The organism is Haliea atlantica, assembly GCF_054779855.1.
Genome location: NZ_BAAGXL010000010.1, coordinates 84,830 through 101,719, shown reverse-complemented (window position 1 = coordinate 101,719; position 16,890 = coordinate 84,830). Strand labels below are relative to the sequence as shown.

14 protein-coding genes and 1 pseudogene are annotated in these 16,890 nt (G+C 68.5%); 14 read left to right on the top strand and 1 reads right to left on the bottom strand.

The features are described from left to right. The first annotated feature begins 47 nt into the window (after positions 1 to 47). The 6 genes from ACYVGS_RS09585 to ACYVGS_RS09560 all read left to right on the top strand — a co-directional run bounded on the left by ACYVGS_RS09585 (position 48) and on the right by ACYVGS_RS09560 (position 5,661). Complete coding sequence (locus ACYVGS_RS09585; protein WP_460588489.1) at positions 48 to 245, top strand: CPXCG motif-containing cysteine-rich protein; 198 nt, start codon at positions 48 to 50, stop codon at positions 243 to 245. A gap of 33 nt (positions 246 to 278) precedes the next feature. After that, positions 279 to 935 carry a beta-class carbonic anhydrase gene (locus ACYVGS_RS09580; protein ID WP_460588459.1) on the top strand — a complete coding sequence of 219 codons (657 nt, stop codon included), beginning with the start codon at positions 279 to 281 and terminating at the stop codon, positions 933 to 935. A 114-nt stretch (positions 936 to 1,049) separates the two neighbouring features. Further along, positions 1,050 to 2,354, top strand: coding sequence for a ferredoxin reductase family protein (locus ACYVGS_RS09575; protein ID WP_460588458.1), 1,305 nt, complete (start codon positions 1,050 to 1,052; stop codon positions 2,352 to 2,354). Beyond that, positions 2,351 to 2,722, top strand: a complete 372-nt coding sequence (locus ACYVGS_RS09570; RefSeq protein ID WP_460588457.1) for a cytochrome b5 domain-containing protein — start codon at positions 2,351 to 2,353, stop codon at positions 2,720 to 2,722. Before ACYVGS_RS09575 ends, ACYVGS_RS09570 begins: the two co-directional genes overlap by 4 nt. A gap of 23 nt (positions 2,723 to 2,745) precedes the next feature. Beyond that, positions 2,746 to 3,618: a DmsE family decaheme c-type cytochrome gene (locus ACYVGS_RS09565; RefSeq protein ID WP_460588456.1), complete on the top strand. Its 873-nt coding sequence runs from the start codon at positions 2,746 to 2,748 to the stop codon at positions 3,616 to 3,618. A gap of 12 nt (positions 3,619 to 3,630) precedes the next feature. Next, positions 3,631 to 5,661 carry a porin family protein gene (locus ACYVGS_RS09560; protein WP_460588455.1) on the top strand — a complete coding sequence of 677 codons (2,031 nt, stop codon included), beginning with the start codon at positions 3,631 to 3,633 and terminating at the stop codon, positions 5,659 to 5,661. Between the two features lie 9 nt (positions 5,662 to 5,670). Here the strand turns inward: ACYVGS_RS09560 and ACYVGS_RS09555 are convergent, their stop codons facing one another. Continuing rightward, on the bottom strand, positions 5,671 to 6,429 hold the full coding sequence (locus tag ACYVGS_RS09555) for an alpha/beta hydrolase (RefSeq protein WP_460588454.1): 759 nt from the start codon (positions 6,427 to 6,429) through the stop codon (positions 5,671 to 5,673). Between the two features lie 231 nt (positions 6,430 to 6,660). On the opposite strand from ACYVGS_RS09555, the gene ACYVGS_RS09550 reads away from it, so the two are divergent. From ACYVGS_RS09550 to ACYVGS_RS09515, 8 genes and pseudogenes are all read left to right on the top strand, one after another. Then, on the top strand, positions 6,661 to 8,664 hold the full coding sequence (locus ACYVGS_RS09550; protein ID WP_460588453.1) for an alkaline phosphatase D family protein: 2,004 nt from the start codon (positions 6,661 to 6,663) through the stop codon (positions 8,662 to 8,664). Between the two features lie 142 nt (positions 8,665 to 8,806). Next, positions 8,807 to 9,685: a methylated-DNA--[protein]-cysteine S-methyltransferase gene (locus ACYVGS_RS09545; protein ID WP_460588452.1), complete on the top strand. Its 879-nt coding sequence runs from the start codon at positions 8,807 to 8,809 to the stop codon at positions 9,683 to 9,685. 60 nt (positions 9,686 to 9,745) lie between these two features. Next, positions 9,746 to 10,777, top strand: coding sequence for a diguanylate cyclase domain-containing protein (locus ACYVGS_RS09540; protein WP_460588451.1), 1,032 nt, complete (start codon positions 9,746 to 9,748; stop codon positions 10,775 to 10,777). A 139-nt stretch (positions 10,778 to 10,916) separates the two neighbouring features. After that, entirely contained in the window at positions 10,917 to 12,350 is a 1,434-nt protein-coding gene (locus tag ACYVGS_RS09535) for an amidohydrolase family protein (protein ID WP_460588450.1), read from the top strand. 55 nt (positions 12,351 to 12,405) lie between these two features. Continuing rightward, positions 12,406 to 14,322, top strand: a complete 1,917-nt coding sequence (locus tag ACYVGS_RS09530; RefSeq protein WP_460588488.1) for a propionyl-CoA synthetase — start codon at positions 12,406 to 12,408, stop codon at positions 14,320 to 14,322. Then, positions 14,315 to 15,115: a DODA-type extradiol aromatic ring-opening family dioxygenase gene (locus ACYVGS_RS09525; RefSeq protein WP_460588449.1), complete on the top strand. Its 801-nt coding sequence runs from the start codon at positions 14,315 to 14,317 to the stop codon at positions 15,113 to 15,115. Before ACYVGS_RS09530 ends, ACYVGS_RS09525 begins: the two co-directional genes overlap by 8 nt. 85 nt (positions 15,116 to 15,200) lie before the next feature. Continuing rightward, positions 15,201 to 16,073 carry a phosphonate/selenate family ABC transporter substrate-binding protein gene (locus ACYVGS_RS09520; protein ID WP_460588448.1) on the top strand — a complete coding sequence of 291 codons (873 nt, stop codon included), beginning with the start codon at positions 15,201 to 15,203 and terminating at the stop codon, positions 16,071 to 16,073. Positions 16,074 to 16,154: 81 nt separating this feature from the next. Further along, a pseudogene (locus ACYVGS_RS09515) lies at positions 16,155 to 16,889 on the top strand (phosphonate ABC transporter ATP-binding protein); the annotation flags it as partial. Position 16,890 lies beyond the last annotated feature (1 nt).

The window sequence follows — 16,890 nt, the reverse complement described above, 5'->3', positions numbered from 1 at the left end:
CGAGTGCCTGAGAAAAGGCGGCGACAAAGGCACAGGAGGAATCCGTGATGCATGAACTGGAAGAAAGCACGATTCACTGTCCATACTGTGGCGAACCGATCACGGTGCTGGTGGAGGACATCGGCGAGGACCAGGAATACATCGAGGATTGTCAGGTGTGCTGCCGGCCCATCGTGATCGGGGTGTCCGTCGCGCCGAATGGCGAGGCGAGCCTCTCGGCGCGCGCCGAGGACGACACCTTCTGAAGCGCCATTCGCAACCCGACAGGAGTGCTCTCCATGACAGATTCGATTATCGATCAATGCCTTGAATACAACCGGCGCTATGCCGCCGGTGAGGCTCCACATGTGGCGGCCTACCCCGGCAAGCAGCCGATCCGCCCGGCGCGGCAACTGGCGGTGGTGGCCTGCATGGATGCGCGCCTCGACGTGGAAGACCTGTTGGGCCTGCAGACCGGCGAGGCACATATCATCCGCAATGCGGGGGGCGTGGTGACCGAGGACGCGCTGCGCAGCCTGGTGATCTCGCATCACCTGCTGGATACCCGCGAGATCATGCTGATCCACCACACCCGCTGCGGCATGCTCGCCTTCACCGACGACCTCCTGCGTGCTGGGCTCGAGGGCGACGCCGGCGCGGAAAAACTGCTCGGTGACGCCACCGGCCGCAAGTTCACCAGCTGCGGTGCCGCGGCGAGCAGTCCGGCGGCCTTTCACGCCTTTCGCGGCGAGCTGGAGCCGCTGGACGCGGTCCCGAGCGAGCAGAGCCGCGAACGCCTGCGCTGGGATGTGCGCCGGGGCATGTCAGCCCTGTGCAATCACCCCTGGTTGCCGACCGAGGGTCCGGACGCGGTCAGTGTGCGCGGCTTTGTCTACGACGTGGACACGGGCGCGCTGGAGGAAGTGAACTATCCCGGGGCCATGGGCGGGGCCTGAGTTTGCAGTCCATCCGGGCGCGGCGAGAAGCCTGCCATCGACCGGGCCGGAAGCAGATGTAACCGCCCCGGGAAGCAGGTACTATGGCCTTACGGATTGTAGGAGTTTGCGGTCATGCCTGTGGGTCTTGCACATGGAGTGCTCTGGGCCGTCGGTCTGCTACCGGCTGCCATCGCCGTTCTGGCGCTGCCCGGAGAGAGTCTCGCCGGTACCTCGGCGGTGCTCAATGCGCTGGGGCGCGTGAGTGGTATCGCCGGGCTCGGCCTGATGCTGGTGGCGGCCATCTTCAGTGTGCGCATACCGGGCATCGACCGGCTCTTTGGCGGGCTGACCAGCCTCTGGCGCACCCATCACCTGATGGGGGGCGTGTCCTTCCTCCTGCTGCTGGCGCACCCCCTGTTGCTGTCGCTGGCCGCGGCCGAGGTTTCCATCGGCGCGGCGGTGACCGTACTGTTTCCCGCGACCGGGGGCCTGGCAACCTGGCTGGGCTGGGTGGCACTGTTGCTGATGATGATCTTCCTGGCGCCCAGCTTTGCCTTCTTTGGTCCCCCCCGCTACCAGCGCTGGAAGCACCTGCACAAGCTCTCGGGCGTGGCGGCGGTCCTGGCCCTGGTTCACACCTGGTGGCTGGCCCGCAGCATCCCGGCGCCCTGGTTCACGGTGATCTGGAGCACCCTGGCCCTGGCCGCGGTGATTGCCCTGGCCTATGCGCTGCTGCTGGCCCGTCGCGCCCACCGCTACCCCTACCAGGTGGTGGCGGTGGCCCACCCGGCCAACAACGTGGTGGAGCTGAGCCTGCGTCCCCTGGCTGAGCCCCTGCGCTACCAGGCGGGTCAGTTCGTCTACCTGACACCCCGCGACCGCACCCTGTCCGCCGGCCAGGGGGAGGAGCACCCCTACACGATCTCCTCCGCGCCGGAAGAAGCCAACCTGCGCATCGCGATCAAGGACCTGGGCGACGCCAGTCGCGCGATACAGTCGATCAGCGAAGGCAGCAGCGTCGACGTGATGGGGCCCTACGGCGCCTTCTTCCCCGCCCACGGCAATGAAGCCGAGCTGTGGATTGCCGGGGGCATCGGCGTCACGCCCTTCCTGGGGCGCGCCCGTCACCTGGCCTCGGCGGGTCATCCGGTCGACATACAGATGATCTACTGTGTGCAGGACGAGAGCCGCGCGCTGTTCGCCGAGGAGCTGCGCGCCTTGAGTGAACAGATTCCCGGCTTCCGTCTGACCATGCACTATTTTTATCAGGAGGGACCGCTGTCGGTCGACTTTGTCCGCGTCCACTGCGAGGACTGCGGCGAGCGCCAGGCCTACGTTTGCGGCCCCGGCCCCCTGAATGGCCTGGCGCGCCAGGTGTTGCTGGAAAGCGGCTTGCCGCGCCACCGTTACCACAGTGAGGAGTTCAATCTGCTATGAAAAAGCTCTGCTACTCGGCCTTTGTGGCCTTCTGGTCCAGTATTGCCACCTTGCTGGCGCTGCAGGCCGTGGCGACCGACAAGGCGCCGGATACGCAAGCGGGCGCCGCGGTGATCAGCCTGGAGGAGCTGGCGGTGCACAACAGCGAGGCCGACTGCTGGATGGCCATCGAGGGCAAGGTCTACAACCTCAGCGATTACCTGCCCAAGCACCCGACGCCGGCCAGCATGCTGGTGCCCTGGTGTGGCAAGGAGGCGACCGAGGGCATGCGCACCAAGGGCTACGGGCGCGATCACAGCCCGATGGCCTGGGAGATGCTGCAGGCCTATGAGGTCGGCACCCTGGCGGACGGGGCGTCCGCGGACTGACAGAGCGAACGGGGGGCAGGGGGATGCACAGTACATGGAGAGGGATCGTCGCCGGCCTGCTGGCACTCGCGGCCCTGGCGGCGACGCCCGCGCTGCAGGCGGATGACAGCAACTGCCTGATGTGCCACCGGGACCAGGCTGCCAAGGGCTTTGGCCTGCGCGCCCATGGTCTGGGGGCCGATCCCAGGGGGGAACAGGCGGCCATTGGCTGCACCGACTGCCACGGTGCCAGTGAGGCCCACGCCGCGAGCCCGGGCGCGGCACCGGACTTCACCTTCCACGGCGAGCAGGCGGGTGCCGGCGATGAAGCCTGCCTGAGCTGCCACAGCGATGCCGGCCTCGGCCACTGGGCCTTCAGTGAGCATGCCGGCAGCGACAGCGGCTGTGTGGCCTGCCACAGCCTGCATACCCCCACTGACCCGATCCAGGAGGCCGGCGGCGAGTTCGCGGTCTGTACCAGCTGTCACCAGCAGGAAAAGCACGGCCAGATGAAGTTTTCCCGCCACCCGATGCAGGAGGGCCTGGTGAAGTGCAGTGACTGCCATGCCCCCCACGGCGGCGCGGCGATGAATGGCCTGGTGCAGCCGACGGTCAACGAGACCTGTTACCAGTGCCACGCCGAAAAGCGCGGCCCCTTTCTGTTCGAGCACGAGCCGGTGCAGGACGACTGCACCCACTGCCACGACCCCCACGCCTCGGTGAATGACCAGCTGCTCACCGCGCGCCAGCCCTTCCTCTGCCAGCAGTGCCATATCGCCTCGCGGCACCCGGGCACGCTCTACGACGATGATCGCCTGGGTGGGCGGGACATCAATATCATCGGGCAGTCCTGCACCAACTGTCACAGCCAGGTGCACGGCGGCAACCAGCCCGTCAACAGCGCCTTTCGGCGCTAGGAGGGCAGATCCATGAGAGCCTTTCATCTGTTGTGTTGCCTGCCGGTCTGGGTTGCGGTGGCGAATGCCGAGGCGCCCCGGGAGGACCTGACCCAGCGCTGGATGAGCCTGGGCATCGGTGTCAGCGAAAATGCCAACGGCCGCTTTGGCGAGTACTCGCAGCTGTTGCAGACGGACCGCCTGTTTGGCCTCGGTGAACTGGGATACCGTTGGCGCAGCGGCGAGGACCCCTACCAGTCCGCACGCCTGGAGGCGCGCTCCACCCTGGAGCAACTGGGCGCCAGTGCCGAGCTGGCCCGCCAGGGGGATTACCGTATCGGCCTCGACTACCGTCAGTTCGAGTCGATCTCCCGGGAGGGCTACGATTCGGTCTACCGCGGGGACACCCTGCAGCAGTCGTTGCCGCCGGGCTACAGCGGGCCGGAAACGGCGACCGCCTTTCGCGCCGACGCCGGGCTGCAGCGCCAGCAGGGGGAGCTGAGCCTGATGCGACAGCTGGGGCCCTGGCAACTCTCCGCGGCGGTGGCCAGCGAGGACAAGTCCGGTCGCAAGGTGAACGGCTTTAGCGAGCGTTTTGGTGACGCCGCCCTGGTGGCGGTGCCCGTCGACCAGCGCCACGATACCCTGGAACTCACCGCGGCCCATGCCGCCGGGCCCTGGTCGAGCAACCTGGCCTGGTATTACTCGGCCCTGAGCAATGATGCCCGCGAGTTTGGCTTTGCCAACCCGGTCAATCTCGAGGCACCCCGGCGCGCGGTTGACCTGGGGCCGGACAACACCTTCCAGCGCCTGAGCGCCGATGGCCTCTACCGCGTGGCCGACAACCGCCATCTCTCCTGGTTCGCCAGCTACGCCGATGCCCGGCAGGACGAAGACTTCCTCGAGCCGGTGCTGTTGGAGGGGCAGGCGGTGCTGGACAGCCTGGATGCGCGGCGCGTGGACACCGACCTGCGCCTGGGCTTCCGTCACCAGCTGAATTCGCGCCTGGGCTACCGCCTGAAGGCGGACTATCGCGATCGCGACAATCGCACCGACGTCATCCAGCTCTCCGCGGAGGACTACAGCCACCTCTACGACCGCCGCCGCTACCGCGCCCAGGCGGACGCCCGCTACCGCCTCGGCGCGGGGATGAGCGTGAGCAGTGGCCTGGAATGGCAGCGCGTGGAGCGCACCACCCGCTCCCGGGAGTCCTACACCGATGACCGCGATACCACGCGCGTCTGGGCCGCGCTGCGCCTGCCGTCCCTGGGGCGGCTGAATACCTCCCTGCGGGTCGAGGGGGAGACCCGGAACAGCGATTTGTCGGCGGAGCGCCTGGCGCGGCTGGATGTCGCCGCACCCTCGGAGGCGCTGCCCCAGTACCTGCTCGAGGGGCGCAGCTGGAGCTACCAGTTGCGCGGGGACCTGCCGTTGACGGCGTCGCTGAGCCTGGCAGCGGACTACCGCCACACCCGTGACAGCTACGACAATGATTACTACGGCCTGCGCGGGCGCGACCGCGACGACGTCTCGGTCAACCTGAGCTGGCAGGCCAGCCGCGACCTGGCCCTGAGTGCCTGGGGCCAGTACCAGCACGATCGCCTGGATCAGCAGGGCTTCGAGTTCGGGCCGCCCGGGCGCACCACTTATGCCAATGCCCCCTGGCGCCAGCAGGTGCGCGACACCAATGCCGCGCTTGGCCTCAACCTGCGCTGGCAGGCGAGCGCGGCGCTGGAGGCCACCCTGGATATCAGCCACAGCGACAACGACAGCAGCTACCGCAGCCGCTGGCTGGACGACGCCGACAGCGGCGAGGCGGCCAACAGCGTGGACAGCCTGCCCGGCTACGGTGTCGATGTGCAGCGGGTGCGGGGCGAGCTGGAATATGCCTGGTCCCCGCAAACGGATATCACCCTGCAGTACCGTTACGAGCGCCTGGACGCGGGTGACTGGGCCTGGCAGCGCAGCGACTTCGCCGTGCTGGCCTTTGGCTGGGCTTCACCCGGCTACGAGGCCCACGCCCTGCTGCTCAGCGTGCATCACCGCTTCCCCGACCGGCCCTAGCGGGAGGGGCTATACGCCGGCGAGGTCTTCCGCCAATGCCTCGCAGAGTTGCAGCAGACGGCGGATGTCCGCGGGGCGGGACAGGCGGTGGTCGCCGTCGCGCACCAGGCTCAGGACCACGTCCTCGCTGGCGAGCTGCTCCACCAGGCGCAGGGCGTGGGTCCAGGGCACATCCGGGTCGCGCATGCCCTGGAGTATCCGCACCGGGACGTCGATGGCTATTGGCGCGTCCAGCAGCAGCCACGCTCGCGCATCCTCGAACAGCGCGCGGGTCAGGGGGTAGGGCGGGCCGTAGTCGGAGGCCATCAGCGTCACGCCCTGTTGCTGCACCTCCGCCTGTGCGGCCGGGGCGAGGTCCGGCCAGATCAGCCGCTCGGTGAAGTCGGGCGCCGGGGCCACCAGGACCAGCCCGGCGACGCGCCCGGGGCGGGCGAGGGCGGCCAGCAGCGCCAGCCAGCCGCCCATGCTCGAGCCAACCAGGACCAGGGGGCCCTCGGTCAGGTGATCGATGGCGTCCAGCGCGTCCTGCCGCCAGTCGCCGAGGGTGCCCTCGGCAAACGCTCCACCGGAGCTGCCGTGCCCGGAGTAGTCGAAGGCCAGGCAGCCGTGGCCCGCGTCCCGGGCCCAGTGCTCCAGTGCCTGCACCTTGCTGCCGCTGATGTCGGAATTGAAACCACAGAGCCAGACGTAGGTCATGCCGGGGCGAGCCGGCGGCGTGTAACGGTAGGCCAGGCGGCGCTGGTGGGGAGAGAGAAATTCCGAGCTCACGACGGGGCGGCTCCAGTGGCGGGTGGGTCGCTATTCTGGCACAGCCTGGGCGGGATTCCCGCGTGAAACCGGCTGCCCGCGAGCGGGGTCGCAAGCCCGAAGGGCGCCGGGACACCGTGGTATAGTGCCCGCGCACCCGCATGCGGGGGCGACAGACACGATGGCAATCGGGAGGCGAGGTGAGCGGCGGGTCCTGCAGGTGTGGAATTCTCGACGGGCGTACCGGCCGCCGTGTCGTCTGAGCAAGCGGATAGCAGCCTGACGGACCTGCCGCTGGTACTGGCCGGGCCGCTGTTGCGGCGGACGCAGGCCACGGAAATGACCCTGTGGCTGGCGGTCACTCAGCCGGTCGACTGGCAGTTGCAGATCGAGCGCGAGGAGGGCGCCTGGCATCCGCTTGCGGCGGATGACCCGGCGGGCAGCGCGCAACTGCTCACGGTCAGCCCGCGGCTGCACTACCTGCTCCTGCACCTGCCGCTCGACCCCGCCCTGCCCGAGGCGCGCTGGATCGGCTACCGCCTGGCCCTGCGCCCGCGCGGTGCGGCCGCGGCGGCCTGGTGCTACCTGGACGACCGCGTGCCGGGGCTGTGCTACCCCGGGAAACGCTCCCCGGGGGTGATACTGTCCTCCCGCGTGGCCAGCGTGCTGCACGGTTCCTGCCGCAAGCCCCATCATCCGGGCGGCGACGGCCTGGCCAGGGCGGACGCCTGGTTGCAGGACTGCCTCGATGCCACCTCTGGGCGCGATGCTGCGGTGACCGGGGAAGATGAGTTGGGCGCCTGGCCCTCACTGCTGGCCCTGACCGGCGACCAGGTCTATGTCGACGACGTTGCCGGCCCGATGTTGCACGCGATTCACCAGGTCGTGGCACTCCTCGGGCTGCCCGACGAAGCCCTGGACGGGGTCGAGACCAGCGGGGTGGACAGCGCCGCGAACCTCTACCGGCACCCGGCGAACTATTACCAGCGCGAGTCGCTGCTGCCCCAGCGCAGGGCCAATCGGGCCCTGCTCGAAGTGCTTTTCGGCGGGGTGGAGAAGCCGATCTTCACCACCGCCAACGCGCAGAATCACCTGATCACCCTGGGTGAGATGCTGGCCGCCTACCTGCTGTCCTGGTCGCCGGTGCTGTGGGACTGGGTGGACCTCGCGCCCCCCGAAGGTCTGAACGCCGAGCTGCGGGCCCGCTATGTGCGGGAACGGGAGGCGATGGAGGATTTCGTGTCCAGCCTGCCGGCGGTGCGGCGGCTGTTGGCCCATATGCCAGTGGCGATGATCTTTGACGATCACGACATCACCGACGACTGGAACCTGAGCCGGGAGTGGGAGGAGGTCGCCTATGGCCACCCCTTCTCGCGACGGGTCATCGGCAACGCCCTGCTGGCCTACCTGGTCCACCAGGGCTGGGGCAACGCCCCGGAGGCCTTTCCCGCCGACCTGATGGCGCAGGTCACTGACAGTCTGCGCGCCCCCGGCTCGGCGGTGCACGAGCAGACCCTGGACCGCCTGTTTGCCTTTGACCGCTGGCACTACAGCTGGCCTACCCAGCCGCCCCTGGTGGTGGTCGACACGCGCACCCACCGCTGGCGGGCGGAGCGCACCGCGAGTCGGCCCTCGGGCTTGCTGGACTGGGAGGCGCTGACCGATCTGCAGCAGAGCCTGCGCGGGCTGCCCGCGGTCCTGCTGGTGTCGCCGACACCGATCTTCGGGGTCAAGCTGATCGAGACGATCCAGCGTATCTTCACCTGGCTGGGGCAGCCGCTCATGGTGGATGCCGAGAACTGGATGGCCCACCCGGGCTCCGCCCACGCCATCCTCAATATCTTTCGTCACTCGGGCACTCCGGAGCACTTTGTGGTGCTGTCGGGGGATGTGCACTATTCCTTTGTCTACGATGTCGAGTTGCGCGGCCGGGTGCGTGGGCCCGACATCTGGCAGGTCTGCAGCAGCGGCGTGCGCAATGCCTTCCCCGGGCGCCTGCTGGCGGTTCTCGATCACGCCAACCGCTGGCTGTACTCGCCGCGCTCGCCCCTGAACTGGTTTACCCGCCGCCGTCACCTGCGCATTACACCGCGCAAGCCCGAGGGCACCCCTTCCGGGCGCCGCCTGCTCAACGGCAGCGGTGTCGGCCTGGTGGAGCTGACCCCAGAGGGCGTCCCCTGGCGCATTCGCCAGTTGCTGACGGATGGCGATACGGTTGTTTTCCAGCGCCGCGAGGCGGAGAGCCGCTGGGATTGAGGCCGCCCCCGGTGCGGGCTGGCAGCTGATGGGCCGGTGCCCCTCGCCGCAAAATTTTGCGCAAGATTCGGGTCGCGCCGGCACGGGCACTGGGCCAGACTGGGCGCATGGCATTTCAGCGGGCCCCTGCAGGATAAAGGCTGTGGAAACGACCGACTACAAGCGCATTGAAACGGCGATTGCCTACCTGGCGGCGCATGTCCGCGAGCAGCCGACCCTGGAGGTGCTGGCGGCCCAGGTGCACCTGAGTCCCTGGCATTTCCAGCGCCTGTTCTGCCGCTGGGCCGGCATCAGTCCCAAGCGCTTTTTGCAGGCATTGACGCTGGAGCAGAGCAAGGGACTGTTACAGACACCGCAGCCCCTCGAGGCCATTGCCGACGAACTGGGCTTGAGTGGCAGCTCGCGGCTCCACGACCATTTTGTGCAATTGGAGGCCCTCAGCCCGGGGGAGTATCGCAGGCAGGGCGAGGGCGTCGCGGTTGCCTGGGGTACGGCGATGACCCCCTATGGCGAGATGTTTCTGGCCAGCACGGCGCGCGGGATCTGTCGGGCCGGTTTTACCGAGGCGGTACCGCTGGACGAGCAACTGTCGGCCCTGCGCGGAACCTGGCCCCAGTGTCGCCTGGAACGGCGCCCCGCGATGGCCAGGGACCTGGTGTCAGCCCTGTTCGCCGCGGACGACGCGCGCGATACATCGCTGCCGGTCTCCCTGCACGTCTCCGGCACCAACTTCCAGATCGCCGTCTGGCGCGCCCTGTTGCAGGTCCCCGCAGGCAGGGCCGTAAGCTATGGCGAGCTGGCACGGGCGGTGGGACGCCCGGGAGCGTCCCGGGCCGTGGGCAGCGCCGTGGGCGCCAACCCGGTGGCCCTGTTGATTCCCTGTCACCGGGTGATCCAGCAGAGCGGGGCGCTGGGGGGTTACCGCTGGGGCGTGGCGCGCAAACGCGCTATCCGCGTCCGGGAGTGGTTGCGCGGTGGCGCGCACGATCCCGGCGCCCTGCGGGAAAGCGCCGAGATTTGACAGGGATTCTCCTGCTTACCAGTATGAGAATTGAAGTGTCACGAGCGGAGGCAATCGGCCGTGCCAGGTACCGGAGACGAGGCGTTGAACGACGAGCGGGAACTGGATGTCAGTCTGCTGAAACGCGTGATCGCGGTGCAGACCGGGGTGGCCCGCCTGGGCGTCGACTTCGAGGCGATTGCGACTCTCGTGGCCAGGGAGATTCTGGGCATGACCTCCGCGGATGCCGCCATCGTCGAGATGCTGGAGGGCGACGAGCTGGTCTATCTGGCCGCTTCCGGTTCGGCGGCGAGCAGCGTTGGCCTGCGCCTGTCTCTGGCCACCAGCCTGTCCGGCGTCTGTGTGACCCAGGCGCGCACCCTCTACTGTGAAGATGCCCACAGCGATCCCCGGGTGGACCGGGAGGCCTGCGATCGGGTCGGTCTGCGCTCCATGGTGGTGGCGCCGCTGTTCCATCGCGGCGCGGCGGTCGGCGTCCTCAAGATCCTTTCATCCCGCCCCTCGGCTTTCGGTTGGCGTGACCGCAAGGTGCTCACCTACATGGCGGAGGTGATTGCCGCCTCCATCCACACCGCCTCGCGCTATGCCGAGGACGCGCTCTTCCGCAAGGCCACCCGGGATCATCTGACCGGACTGGCCAACCGGGCCCTGTTCCACGACCGCCTGGAACATGGGCTGGAGCAGGCGGCGCGACATGGCGACCACCTGGGCCTGGTGTATGTGGATATGGATGAACTCAAGGCACTGAATGACCGGCACGGCCACCAGGCGGGGGACATTGCCCTGAGAACCCTTGGGGCGCGCCTGGTCTCCTGTGCGCGTCGCTCGGATACCGTGGCCCGGCTGGGTGGCGACGAATTTGCCGTCGTGCTGTCCCCGCTGCAGGACCGGAGCGCGGGCGAGGAGGTGGTGGCGCGGATGCAGGCCTCGCTGGAAGAGCGCATGCTGATCGGCGGTGAGCCGCGTCGCTTGCGCGCCAGCTTCGGCCTGGCGCTCTACCCCGAGGACGGTATCAGTCCCGATCAGTTGCTCGAGGCTGCCGACCGCGCCATGTACCGGGCCAAGCGCAAGCGTGTGCGTGAGTCGCAATGACCCTGCGCTATTTGCGCCGTATCCCGCGGGCCCCGCGGGGGCCTGTTCCCTTTCCGGCGCCTGTTTTTTGTCGCCTCGCGCCCGGACAGTGGCTGAATAGCGGGGTATGATCCCGTGGACAGCGGAAAAGGGCGCGACCATGACAAGTAGATTGCGACGCATGCTGACGGCAATGCTCTGGCTTTCTCTGGCCGGCCCCTGGGCAGCACTACAGGCGGCCGACGAAAGGGCGCCGACGCTGGTTATCGAGCATGTCGATGTCATCAGCATGGTGCAGGGCGCGCCACCAGTGTTGCGGGACCAGACGGTGGTGATTGCCGGTGGCCGCATCCAGGCGGTTGAAGCGAGCGCCTCACCGACGCCGGTGAAGGGCGCACAGCGTATCGATGGCCGCGGGCGCTATCTGCTGCCCGGGCTTGTGGACATGCATGTGCATGTCTGGGACGAGGCGGAGTTGCCGGCTTACCTGGCGTACGGGGTGACCACGGTCCGCAATGCGTCCGGCATGCCCTTTCTGCTGGCGTTCGCCGACGCCATCCAGGCGGGGCGCTTGACCGGCCCGGAGCTGATCACCACCGGGCCGATACTCAACGGCCGGGGCCACAATACCCAGGCCAATCATCAGATCGTGGAGACCGCGGCGGAAGCCCGCGAGGCGGTATTCGCCCACCATGCCCGGGGCTACCGCCATCTCAAGGTCTATTCGAACCTGAATCCCGAAGCCTACCGGGCCATTCGGCTTGCCGCGCGTGAGCTGGGCATGTCGATCATGGGTCACACCCCGGAGGGCGCCCGTCAGGTGGACGCCGCTGGCGTGCCGACCTTCGAGATTGCTTTCCGCGATATCCTGCGGGATGGCTGGCTCAGCATCGAGCATGTCGAAAGCATTGTCTGGCATGCCCTGGGCGACCGGCTTGACCCGCAGGCAATGTGCGCACTGGCGGCGGAGATTGCAGCATCGGGGGTGCCGGTGACACCGACGCTGCTGGCCCACCACAACCTGGTGCGGGTGGCGCGCAGCCAGGGGGCCTTCCTGCGGCGCCCCGGCGTGGAGACCATGAACCCCTTTATCGCCCAGCTGGAACAGCCGGTCTACCAGCACTGGGCGTCGCAGCCCCCGACCAGCCGCGATGCCCACGACGCCTTTTACGCCGAGGCCACGCGCTGCCTCCACGAGCAGGGTGTGACGCTGCTGGCGGGCTCGGACGCGGGCATCTTCGTCAATATCCCCGGCCTGTCCCTGCTGGAGGAGCTAGAGCTGCTGGGCGGGGCGGGTATTTCCCCTTGGGAGGTCCTCGCCACCGCAACGCGCAACCCGGCGCGGGTGCTCGGTCGCGCGGCACGAGCGGGGCAGATCGCGCCGGGATTTGACGCGGATCTCCTGCTGCTGGCTGGCAACCCGCTGGAAGACCTCGGTGCACTGCGGCAGCTGGAAGGGCTGGTGGTAGCCGGCGCGTGGCACGACCGGCAGGGTGTCGAGGCGCTGCACCGGCAGTCGCGGCAGGCATCCCTGGAGCGCAGTCAGCAGCGAATTCTCGCGGCCATGGCGGCTCAGGGTACGCCTGTTGAGTAGGCCCGCGCCGCCCGCATGTTGGCGGTGAGTACCGGGCTTCCGGTATCCTGAGGCGATACTAAGGAGGGCCGACATGAGCAGCAAGCGCGACTACCCCCAGGAGTACCAGCGATCCCTGGCGGACCCGGAGGGTTTCTGGGCCGAGCAGGCGGCAGCGCTGCCCTGGTATACAGCACCGCGCGACATCCTTTGCCGAAATGGCGACGGCACGGCGCGCTGGTTCGCCGACGGCGAGATGAATACCGCCCACATGGCCCTCGATCACCACGTCGAGACCGGGCGGGGTGAGCAGCTTGCCCTGATTTACGACTCGCCGGTCACCGGGCGCCAGCAGCGCTACAGCTACCGGGAATTGCGCGAGGCCGTGGCGCGCTTCGCCGGGGTGCTGCGCGACCAGGGCGTGGGCAAGGGCGACCGGGTAGTTATCTACATGCCCATGGTGCCGGAAGCAGTGATAGCCATGCTGGCAGTTGCCCGTCTCGGCGCCGTGCACTCGGTGGTCTTCGGTGGCTTTGCCGCCCACGAGCTGGCGGTGCGCATCGACGATGCGCGCCCGGCGGTACTGGTGACGGCCTCCTGCGGTATCGAGGTGGAGCGGGTCATTCCCTACAAACCCCTGGTGGACAAGGCGCTGCAGCTGTCGGCGCACCCGCCGTCCCGCTGTATTGTGCTGCAGCGGCCAGAGTGCCAGGCCGAGCTGAGCGCCGGACGGGACCTGGACTGGGAGCAGGCGGTGGCCGCGGCGGCCCCGGCGGACTGCGTGCCGGTACTGGCGACCGACCCCCTGTACATCCTGTATACCTCGGGTACCACGGGCAAGCCCAAGGGCGTAGTGCGCGACAACGGCGGCCACGCGGTGGCCCTGCGCTATTCCATGGCGGCGGTTTACGACATGGCGCCGGGGGAGGTGTTCTGGGCCGCCTCGGATGTCGGCTGGGTGGTCGGCCATTCCTACATTGTCTACGGCCCGCTGCTGGCGGGTTGCACCACCTTGCTCTACGAGGGCAAGCCGGTACGCACGCCGGACGCCGGCGCCTTCTGGCGGGTGGCGGCGGAGCACCGGGTCAAGGCACTGTTTGCCGCGCCCACCGCCTTTCGGGCGATTCGCAAGGAGGACCCGGATGGCGCACACCTGCTGGACCACGATCTCGGCGGGCTGCAGACCCTGTTCGTGGCCGGGGAGCGCCTGGACCCGCCGACCTACGACTGGCTGCGCGAGCACAGCGGCAAGCCGGTGATCGATCACTGGTGGCAGACCGAGACCGGCTGGGCGATCTGCGGCAACCTGATGGGGATCGATCCGCGGCCGACCAAGCCGGGCTCCTCGACCCTGCCGGTACCGGGCTTTGATGTGCGCATCCTGGACGACAGCGGCCACGATCTGCCCGCCGGCCAGCAGGGGGCAATCGCCCTGCGTCTGCCCCTGCCGCCCGGCTGCCTGAGCACCATCTGGGGCAACCACGAGCGCTTTGTCGCCGGCTACCTCTCCACCTACCCCGGGCATTACGTCTCCGGGGACGGCGGCTACCGCGACGAGGACGGCTACGTCTTCATCATGGGCCGCACCGACGACGTGATCAACGTTGCCGGTCACCGCCTCTCTACCGGCGAAATGGAAGAGATCCTGGCGGCCCACGCGGCGGTGGCGGAGTGCGCTGTCATCGGCGTCGAGGATGAACTCAAGGGGCAGCTGCCGGTAGGGCTGGTGATCCTCAAGGATGGCGCGAGCATCGCACCGGAGGCGCTCGAGCAGGAGTTGGTGACCCTGATTCGCGAGGAGATCGGTGCCATTGCCTGCTTCCAGCGCGCCCTGGTGGTGCCGCGCCTGCCCAAGACCCGTTCCGGCAAGATCCTGCGCAAACTCTTGCGACAGGTAGCCAACGGCGAGGACTACAGCGTGCCGTCGACCATCGACGACCCGGCCAGCGTGGACGAGGTCGCTGAACAACTGCGGCGACTGCGCGATGTCTGAGCCGGTGTTGCGCAGTCTGTATATCTCCCACGGCGGCGGGCCCTTGCCCCTGCTGGGGGACCCGGCCCATGCCGAGCTGGTGCGCACCCTGGGTGAACTGGCGGATGTTGTGCCGCGACCCGAAGCGATCATCGTGGTCAGTGCCCACTGGGAAGCGCCGGTGGCGACGGTGACCACGGCGGCCAGGCCGGCGCTCTACTACGACTATTACGGCTTTCCCGAGGCTTCCTACCGGATACGCTATCCGGCGCCCGGGGCGCCGGGCTTGGCCGGTAGGGTCCGGGACTGCCTGGCGGCCCACGGTCTGGCCCAGGCCGGAGATGCAACGCGGGGTTTTGATCACGGCCTGTTTGTGCCGCTGAAATTGATGTATCCCGAGGCCGAGATTCCCTGCATCCAGCTCTCCCTGCTGCAGTCCATGGACCCGGCGGCCCACCTGCGCCTGGGTGAGGCCCTGGCGGACCTGTCCAGCGAGCGGTTGCTGGTGCTTGGCTCGGGGTCTTCCTTTCACAACCTGCAGGCCTTCTTCGGCCAGCCCGGCCCTGAACTCTACGCACGCAACCAGGCCTTCGAGAACTGGCTGGCGGAGACGCTGACCGACACCGCGCTGCCGGAGGCGCAGCGCCGGCAACGTCTGCTGGACTGGGAGCGCGCACCGCATGCCCGCTACTGTCATCCGCGGGAAGAGCACCTCCTGCCCCTGCACGTATGCTACGGGCTGTCGGCGGCGCCGGCGAGTCGGGCCTTCCGCTTTACCATGATGGGTATGCACGGCAGCTGCTACCTCTGGTGAGCGGGCACTCCGCAGGGGTGCCTGCCCGGCCATTCGCGGGTAACATGGAGGCTGTTTTTTTTCCGCTATTGAACCGGAGAAGCCCATGTCCCTGCGTCGTCCCGCGCTGGCCCTCGGCCTGTGCCTTGCTTTCTGCCTGAGTCTGTTCGCCACAGCTCCAGTTTCCGCCGAATCCGAGCCCGAGGTGTTGCGCGTCTCGGCGATCCCCGACGAGGCGCCCACCGAGTTGCTGCGCAAGTTCGAGCCCCTGGGCGCCTACCTGGAAGACGCGCTGGGCATGACAGTGAGCTTCGTGCCGGTTACCGACTACGCCGCAGTGGTCGAGGCCCTGGCGGCGGAGCGCATCGACCTGGCCTGGCTGGGGGGCTTCACCTTCGTGCAGGCGCACCGGCGCACGGGGGACGCGGTGCCGCTGGTGCAACGGGAGCAGGATCAGAGTTTCACCAGTACCTTCGTCACCGCGCGTACGGATGTTGCTACTCTGGCCGATCTGAAGGGAGCGGCGTTTGCCTTCGGTTCCGTCTCCTCCACCTCGGGACACCTGATGCCGCGCCACTTCATGCGGGAACAGGGTATCGAGCCGGAAGACTTTTTCAGCCGCATCGCCTTCTCCGGGGCCCACGATGCCACCGCCGCCTGGGTTGCCTCGGGGCGCGTTGACGCCGGGGTACTGAACAGCGCGGTGTGGCAGAAGCTGCGGGACAGCTCGCCGACCTTGACCGGCAAGCTGCGGGTGATCGAGGTGACCCCGGGCTACCACGACTACAACTGGACCGTGCGCGGCAGTCTGGATAGTGACCTCCAGACGCGCATCCGCGAGGCCTTCCTCGCCCTCGATCCCGCGCAGCCCGCCCACCGCGAGATACTCGAGCTGCAACGCGCTTCCCGCTTTATTCCCACCCGGGTGGAAAACTACCGGGCGATCGAGGCCGCGGCGCGCGACGCCGGCCTGCTGTAAATGAGTTCGGGCACGCCCGCCGCTGTCCTCGACGCCGTCAGTCTGGCCCATCGCAATGGCGCCCGGGCCCTGCGCTCGGTCTCCCTGCGGCTGGCGCCGGGGGAGCAGGTGGCGGTGATCGGCCCGTCGGGCGCCGGCAAGACCACCCTGCTGCGGGTGCTGTCGGCCACGCTGGCGCCGCAATCCGGGGCTGTCACGCTGCTGGGGCAGTCCCCCTGGCAGCTCTCCCCGCGCGCCCGTCAGCGCCTGCGCGCCCGACTGGGCCTGGTACACCAGGCACCGCCCCTGCCGCCCGTGCAACGGGTGATCACGGCGGTGAGCGCGGGGCGGCTCGGGCGCTGGTCAACGGGGCGCGCGCTACTCAATCTGGCCTGGCCGCTGGATGCGGCGGGGATCGGCGAGGTATTGCGCCGCCTGGACCTGGAGGATCGTCTCTACAGTCGCTGCGACAGCCTGTCCGGCGGTCAGCTGCAGCGGGTGGGCATTGCCCGCGCCCTGTACCAGCAGGCGGACCTGCTGCTGGCGGACGAGCCGGTGTCGGCCATGGATCCGCGGCTGGCCGCACACTGCCTGCAGATCCTGCAGGCCGATGCGGCGTCCCGCGGCGCGGCCCTGGTGGTCAGCCTGCACGCGGTCGAGCTGGCGCTGGAGGCCTTTCCGCGGATCATCGGCCTGCGGGAGGGGCAGGTCCTGTTCGACAAGCCGGCCGCCGAGGTGAGCCCGGCGGAACTCTCTGAGCTGTTTGACAACGCGCAGCTGTCCGCGCCCGAGGCGACGCGGGCGGCCGAGCCGGCGGGGGTGATTCCGCGTTGCTGAG